Origin of the sequence: Pseudomonas luteola NBRC 103146 (assembly GCF_002091675.1) — a bacterium.
GTDB classification, from domain to species: domain Bacteria; phylum Pseudomonadota; class Gammaproteobacteria; order Pseudomonadales; family Pseudomonadaceae; genus Chryseomonas; species Chryseomonas luteola.
This window is the reverse complement of the sequence record NZ_BDAE01000016.1, coordinates 115,403-121,852: the sequence shown is the minus strand read 5'-3', so window position 1 is coordinate 121,852 and position 6,450 is coordinate 115,403. Positions and strand designations below refer to the sequence as shown.

Sequence of the window (6,450 nt, the reverse complement as noted above, 5' to 3'; positions counted from 1 at the left end):
ATCGGTGGCGGCCGCAACAGAAGAGCAAAGTGCGGTAGTGGAGTCGCTTAATGTCGACATTACCGAGATCAACTCGCTCAACCAGCAGGGCGTGGAAAACCTGAACGCGACCTTGGGCGCTTGCCATGCCCTAGAGCAACAGGCCAATCGCCTCGATCAGCTGGTTTCAAGCTTCAGAATCTAACTTAGGAAAGCCTCGTCATTAAAGCGAGGCTTTCTTTAGTTGTCTTGCAAAGGTGCAACTAGGTTGCTACCAATCTATGCACCTTTTTGATGCGGGTTGCACACATTGTTACCGTTATAAGCACAATTAAAGTGCGAGCTATTTATATAGGTGAAACCATTCAGCAAGCCTTTAGCAAGGGGTAAGCTTAAAAATCGTGCATATTGGTGGAAGTTCGCTTCAATTTATGGCGTTTATCAAAGGTGTTTGGTAGCTGGCTCATATATTGCTGCTGAAAGGTTTTTCCGCTTTAGGTAGCACCTATGAGCCAAGTACATAATGAAAAAAGCCTTTCACCCGCTTTAAAACCCCGCCATGTCACTATGCTTTCAATCGCTGGGGTAATCGGTGCCGGTTTATTTGTAGGATCCGGCCACGCCATTGCCGCTGCAGGTCCCGCTGTTCTGCTGGCCTATGCACTGGCAGGCACCCTTGTCGTACTGGTTATGCGCATGTTGGGCGAGATGGCAGTAGCTTCGCCGGACACGGGTTCTTTTTCTTCTTACGCGCAACGCGGCATTGGACGTTGGGCAGGGTTCACAATCGGTTGGTTGTACTGGTGGTTCTGGGTACTGGTTATCCCCCTCGAAGCCGTTGCCGCAGCGTCCATTCTGAACTCCTGGTTCCCTGTAGTGGCTACGTGGCAATTTGCACTGGCTATCACTGCGCTTCTTACCGTTACCAATCTCTTTAGTGTTGCCAAATACGGTGAATTCGAGTTCTGGTTCGCGCTGCTCAAGGTTATGGCTATTGTTGCGTTCATTGCGCTGGGTGCATTTGCCTTGGCCGGTGGGCTGCCAGGACGGGAAGTCAGTGGCCTGGGGCGCCTGATGGAAATGACCGGTGGGTTTATGCCCCATGGCTTTGGCGCAGTGCTGGGTGCCTTGCTTACAACAATGTTTAGCTTCATGGGCACTGAGATCGTGACCATTGCCGCGGCCGAGTCCAAGAATCCTTCCAAACAGATCAGCAAGGCGACTAACTCGGTTATCTGGCGTATTGCGCTGTTCTATCTGGTGTCGATCTTCCTGGTTGTTTCCATGGTTCCGTGGAATGACCCCCAGCTGCCTATCGTGGGTTCGTATCAGCGTGCGCTTGAGGTGATGTCCATCCCGCACGCCAAGCTGATCGTGGATGTTGTGGTGCTGGTGGCAGTAGCCAGTTGTCTGAACTCGGCCCTGTATACCGCCTCACGCATGCTGTTCTCGCTGAGCCGTCGTGGCGATGCACCTGCAATGACAGGGCGTGTCTCGGCAAACGGCGTCCCCCGCTCGGCTGTATTGGCCAGCACGGCCGTAGGCTTTATGAGTACCATTGCAAACTACACTATGCCTGAAGCCGTCTTTGGCTTCCTGCTGGCAACCTCCGGCGCTGTTGCCTTGCTGGTTTATCTGGTCATCGCCATTTCCCAGCTGCGTCTGCGTCACAAGTTGGAAGCTCATGGCGAGGCGATCGAGTTTCGCATGTGGCTGTTCCCCTACCTGACCTGGGCAGTTATTGTTTTCATCGTTGGCGCATTGACCGTCATGCTGTTCAGCGAGGCGCACCGTATGGAAATCATGGCAACCGGCCTGCTGGCCCTGATCGTGGTCGCCATCGGTAATCTGGTGGGCAAGCGCCATGCGGCAGCCAACCGGGTACCTGCCGCTGTCGTTCAGGGACGCTGAAGGACGCTCAATAAAAACATCTGATACAAAAAAGCCAGGATCGGAGACGGTCCTGGCTTTTTTGTATGCAGCCTGGCTATTACCTGGCCGCTGCTCGCCGTAAAGCTAGAAGATGCCGCCTCCCTGGCCGGTAAGTACATCGAAGAGCAGCTTGATGTTCAACGCAACGATCAGCAGGGCGATAAACCATGCCAGCGCCGCCACGCTACGACTAATGGCAAAACTGCCCATTAGTGTGCGATTTGATACGAACCGTACCAGCGGTATCACTGCAAATGGCAACTGCATGGATAAAACAACTTGACTCAGCACCAGCAGTTTTGCCGTGCCGCTTTCCCCGTACAGGATGGTAACCGCCACGACTGGAATGATGGCCAGCCCACGAGTAATCAGGCGACGTGCCCAGTCTGGCAGACGCAGGTTGAGAAAGCCTTCCATGACAATCTGGCCCGCCAGGGTGGCCGTCACAGTGGAGTTGATCCCTGAAGCCAATAGCGCTACCGCAAACAGTATCGAGGCGATACCTACGCCTAGCATCGGTGATAACAGGTGGTACGCCTGATCGATTTCCTCGACGTCTGTACGGCCTGCCTGATGAAAGACAGCCGCTGCTGTAATCAGAATGGACGCATTGACGAACAGGGCCAGCATAAGCGCAATGGTACTGTCCGTTACCGCCCAGCGAATACCCTGACGACGACCTTCTTCCGTACGGGGGTAGGCACGCGTCTGCACGATGGAGGAGTGCAGATACAGATTGTGCGGCATCACGGTCGCACCGATGATACCGATGGCCAGGTAAAGGGCTTCCGGATTCGTCACCACTTCTGCCTGGGGCAAAAATCCTTGGAGAATCTCGCCCACGGCGGGTTGTGCGAGCATCATCTGAACGCCAAAGCAGGCGAAGATAATGGTCAAAAGGGCGATGACAAAGGCTTCCAGCCAGCGGAAACCACGGCGCATCAGAAGCAGAATGATGAAGACATCGGCGGCGGTAATGATGGCTCCCCAGACCAAAGGAATACCAAACAGTAGATTCAGGGCAATGGCGGTGCCGATTACCTCAGCCAGATCGCAGGCAATGATTGCCACCTCGCAGGCGATCCAGAGAAGGAAATTGACTGGCCTGGAGTATTGATGGCGGCAGGCCTGCGCAAGATCCAAGCCCGATGCGATACCCAGCCGCGCTGCCAGCGACTGGAGCAGAATAGCCATGAGGTTGGACAGCAGGATCACTGACAGCAGCATATAGCCAAACTTGGAGCCGCCCGCGAGGTCGGTTGCCCAGTTGCCCGGATCCATATAGCCCACGGCTACCATGTAGCCAGGGCCGATAAAAGCCATCAGACGACGCAGCCAGTGCCCGGTTGCAGGAACAGGCACGCTGGCGTTCATTCGTCCCAGGCTGGGGCGCGGTTCTTCCCTGTCACCCCAGGAAAGTGCTGCATAAGTGGCCGACTCTTTCATGTAATGAACGCTCGCAAGGATTGTACAACGTAATACATATGAAACTTAGCCTAGGCTAAGTTTCCAAGCACGGGCAATAAAACTTATCTATTTCAAGGATTGACGGTTAAACATTTTGGCGTTGCAGAGGGGATCGGTCAGAATAGGGCGGCCCTACTAGTGTGTATTGGGCGCTTGATTCATTCTGGAGAATGTGTGGTGAGCAAAGTTCGAGGAGAAGCGGTATCGATGAAACCCCTGGTAGAGGCTTCCGTACACATGGAAGGCTTTCAGCAGGTGCGTGAAGCGCATCGGCAGGAACTCATTGAAGATTACGTCGAACTGATTTCCGACCTGATCCATGCCCACGGCGAGGCGCGCCAGATTGATATCGCCACCCGGATTGGCGTCGCCCAGCCTACGGTCGCGAAAATGCTCAAGCGTCTTGCTACCTGTGGCTATGTCGTCCAAAAGCCGTACCGGGGCATCTTCCTGACGCCGGAAGGGGAAGCGCTCGCCCAAGCCAGCCGTGAACGGCACCACATTGTCGAGTCTTTCCTCCTGGCCCTGGGAGTGGATCCAAGCGTTGCCCGACGTGACGCGGAAGGTATCGAACACCATGTCAGCAGCGAAACATTGGACATCTTTCGCCGCTTCGTGGAAGCCAAGCACGCCTGACCCTTTATAAAGGCGTTCAACTCAAATCATGCAACGGCTTGTCCAGTGCAGGCCCAACGGTAAAGTCCGAGAATACGATTTCCAGGCCAGCGCGTTCGGGCGTGCAGCAGAACGGTCCGACTTCAACGGCGCTGGAGCCTGGAAAATAGGCCAGCCTTAGCAATGGCCACTCTTGCCCATCCAACGAATACTGAATTCTCAAGGCGTTGTCCTTGAGGGTCGCCCTGAGCCAGAAGGTATCAGGCTCGCCCGGCAGTGCACCTACAGCCCAGTCCGAGTGGCCCAGCGTCAACACACTACCGATGAGGCGCTGGCCATCACTGACCTCTATACCCGCTTTACACCATGTGGTGTTGTTCATACGGATCATGAGCCCTGCCTGATCGTAGAGTTCGCTGAAGCGACCCTCCACTTTCACCGTTGCCGTGAAGTCACCTCCTGCGGCGACGTGAAACCAATGCCCGGTGTCTCTGATAAAGCCATAATAAGTCTCGCGCCAGAAGTCGGTATGCGCATCCGTCGTAACGCGCAAGCGATCATTCTCAAGTGCCCAGCGGCTGGGCTCGTTCAACCATTTGCAGTGATTCCACATGATCTGGGCTCCAGAGGTCAGTGCGAAGGAGGGCTGGTACGATCGGCGTTGTCTATTGTTCTCAGCACCCGGCAGGGATTACCTACCGCCACCACATGGGCCGGGATATCTTTCGTTACGACGCTACCTGCGCCGATGACAGCGCCTTCGCCAATCGTCACACCTGGCAACACCGTAACGCCCCCACCAATCCAGACGTTGTCGCCGATGGTAATGGGATGCGCATATTCCAGACCCTGATTTCGTCGTTCTGCATCCAGCGGATGGCCAGCCGTGTAGAGACCTACGTTGGGCGCTATGAATACGTTGCGGCCAATGCTGACCTTGGCGCAATCCAGAATTACCAGATTGACATTGGAATAGAAGTTTTCTCCCAGCTCGATGTTATAGCCGTAATCGCAATGAAAGGGCGCTTCGATGAGGACGTGCTCCCCTGTCTTGCCCAACAGCGTTTTCAAAATACGCTTTTTGCCCTCAAGGTCCCGAGGATCAAGGTGGTTATAAGCATGAACCTGAACCTTGGCCTCTAGGCGCTGCTGGATAAGTTCGGCATCATTGTTGGCGTCATAGAGCAGGCCAGCGGCCGCTTTTTCGCGTTCATTCATGGCAGGCTTCCTTGATTCGACGTTCCGGATGCAATCGACTGTCCCGTACGGCAGGTGCCAGCAGGACCGTGGCCGCCACCAATACCAGCACGACCACCATGGCCATGCGTAACCCGTAAGCTTGTCCAATGAAGCCCAGCGAGGGCGGGCCAATCAGAAAGGCGAGATAGCCCACAGTTGCAACGGCCGCTACCCGCTTGGCCGACTGTTCGCCAGAGTCGCCGGCAGCAGAGATCCCTACCGGAAAACCCAGCGATGCGCCAAGCCCCCAGAAGAGTACGGAGGCCGCCGCCAAGATGGGGTTGTCAGAGAACGACACGAGGGCAATACCCAACGCACCGGACAGGGCACTGGCCCGTATGACGGCCTCTCGGCTGAATCGCTGGAGGATATAGGTGCCTGAGAAGCGCCCTATCGTCATGGCCGTGGTAAAGCCAGCATACACGAGTGCGCTGGACGCGGGATCGAAACCGTGTCCATCGACCATCAACAGCGGCAGCCAGTCGGTGGCGGAGCCTTCCGCCAGGGCAAGCGCCAGTACGATCAGACCGATCATGATCAGCGTCTTGTCTTTCCAGGGTTTGAAAGGCGTGACCGACTGCTGCTCTGTTTTGGCGGTCTGCGTCTGCCCGGTACCCGGGGGGATGGCGAGGCACGCCCAGACGCAGGGAAGCAGGGTTGCCGCGCCCATGAGAATAAGGTGCCAGAAGACCGGCAGCGAAAGATGAGTCAGTCCCAGGCTGATCAGCGAGCCTGCCAATGTGCCAAGGCTGAAGCAGCCATGAAGCGCGGGCAGAAGCGGTTTGCGTGTAGTGGTTTCAAGTTCGGCGCCCTCGATATTGATGGCGATGTCCGAAAGGCCAAGGCCCAGGCCGAACAGAAAAAGCCCGGCAAACACACCAATGGCTAGCGAGGCGGTGGAAGCTCCGGCAATAGCCAGAAACCCCAGGTATACCAATACCAACCCACCACCAATGACCGGTCGGGTACCCAAGCGGCTTACCAGGCGGCCCGAGGCAAGTACGCCGAGCATGGCGCCCAATGACAGGCCGAACAGGATCATGCCCATCTCACTGGTCGAGGCACTCAGTAGGTCCCGGATATCGGGTGTCCGGGTTACCCATGACGCCAATAGGAGTCCGGGGATCAAAAACAGTACAAACAGAGCGGTACGTCTGCGCCGAATCGCGGGAGTCACGGATTTACTCCATCCTAGATAAAACAAAATCAGGGCTTATG

General features: G+C 55.8%; 7 protein-coding genes. 3 read left to right on the top strand and 4 right to left on the bottom strand.

Annotation, left to right across the window (positions count from 1 at the left end):
• Together PLU01S_RS17105 and gabP are read left to right on the top strand one after the other, a co-directional pair.
• Positions 1–184 (top strand): hypothetical protein (locus PLU01S_RS17105; RefSeq protein WP_425326530.1); only part of this gene is annotated, 184 nt, incomplete at its 5' end.
• Between the two features lie 302 nt (positions 185–486).
• Positions 487–1,890 (top strand): GABA permease, encoded by a 1,404-nt coding sequence (gabP, locus tag PLU01S_RS17100; RefSeq protein WP_074829120.1) that lies wholly within the window; start codon positions 487–489, stop codon positions 1,888–1,890.
• A 105-nt stretch (positions 1,891–1,995) separates the two neighbouring features.
• Here the strand turns inward: gabP and PLU01S_RS17095 are convergent, their stop codons facing one another.
• Complete coding sequence (locus PLU01S_RS17095) at positions 1,996–3,357, bottom strand: Nramp family divalent metal transporter (RefSeq protein WP_074829118.1); 1,362 nt, start codon at positions 3,355–3,357, stop codon at positions 1,996–1,998.
• Between the two features lie 198 nt (positions 3,358–3,555).
• On the opposite strand from PLU01S_RS17095, the gene mntR reads away from it, so the two are divergent.
• Positions 3,556–4,014 (top strand): manganese-binding transcriptional regulator MntR, encoded by a 459-nt coding sequence (gene mntR / locus PLU01S_RS17090; RefSeq protein ID WP_233432230.1) that lies wholly within the window; start codon positions 3,556–3,558, stop codon positions 4,012–4,014.
• Between the two features lie 16 nt (positions 4,015–4,030).
• Here mntR and PLU01S_RS17085 read toward each other — a convergent pair whose 3' ends face one another.
• From PLU01S_RS17085 to PLU01S_RS17075, 3 genes are read right to left on the bottom strand one after another with little or no spacing between them, the layout of a single operon-like run.
• Positions 4,031–4,606, bottom strand: a complete 576-nt coding sequence (locus tag PLU01S_RS17085; protein WP_074829114.1) for a DUF1349 domain-containing protein — start codon at positions 4,604–4,606, stop codon at positions 4,031–4,033.
• Between the two features lie 17 nt (positions 4,607–4,623).
• The gene (locus PLU01S_RS17080) at positions 4,624–5,211 is read right to left on the bottom strand and encodes a sugar O-acetyltransferase (RefSeq protein WP_010798813.1); all 588 of its coding nucleotides are present in this window, start codon (positions 5,209–5,211) and stop codon (positions 4,624–4,626) included.
• On the bottom strand, positions 5,204–6,409 hold the full coding sequence (locus tag PLU01S_RS17075; RefSeq protein WP_074829111.1) for an MFS transporter: 1,206 nt from the start codon (positions 6,407–6,409) through the stop codon (positions 5,204–5,206). The genes PLU01S_RS17080 and PLU01S_RS17075 overlap by 8 nt, the downstream gene beginning before the upstream one ends.
• Between the last annotated feature and the right edge of the window lie 41 nt (positions 6,410–6,450).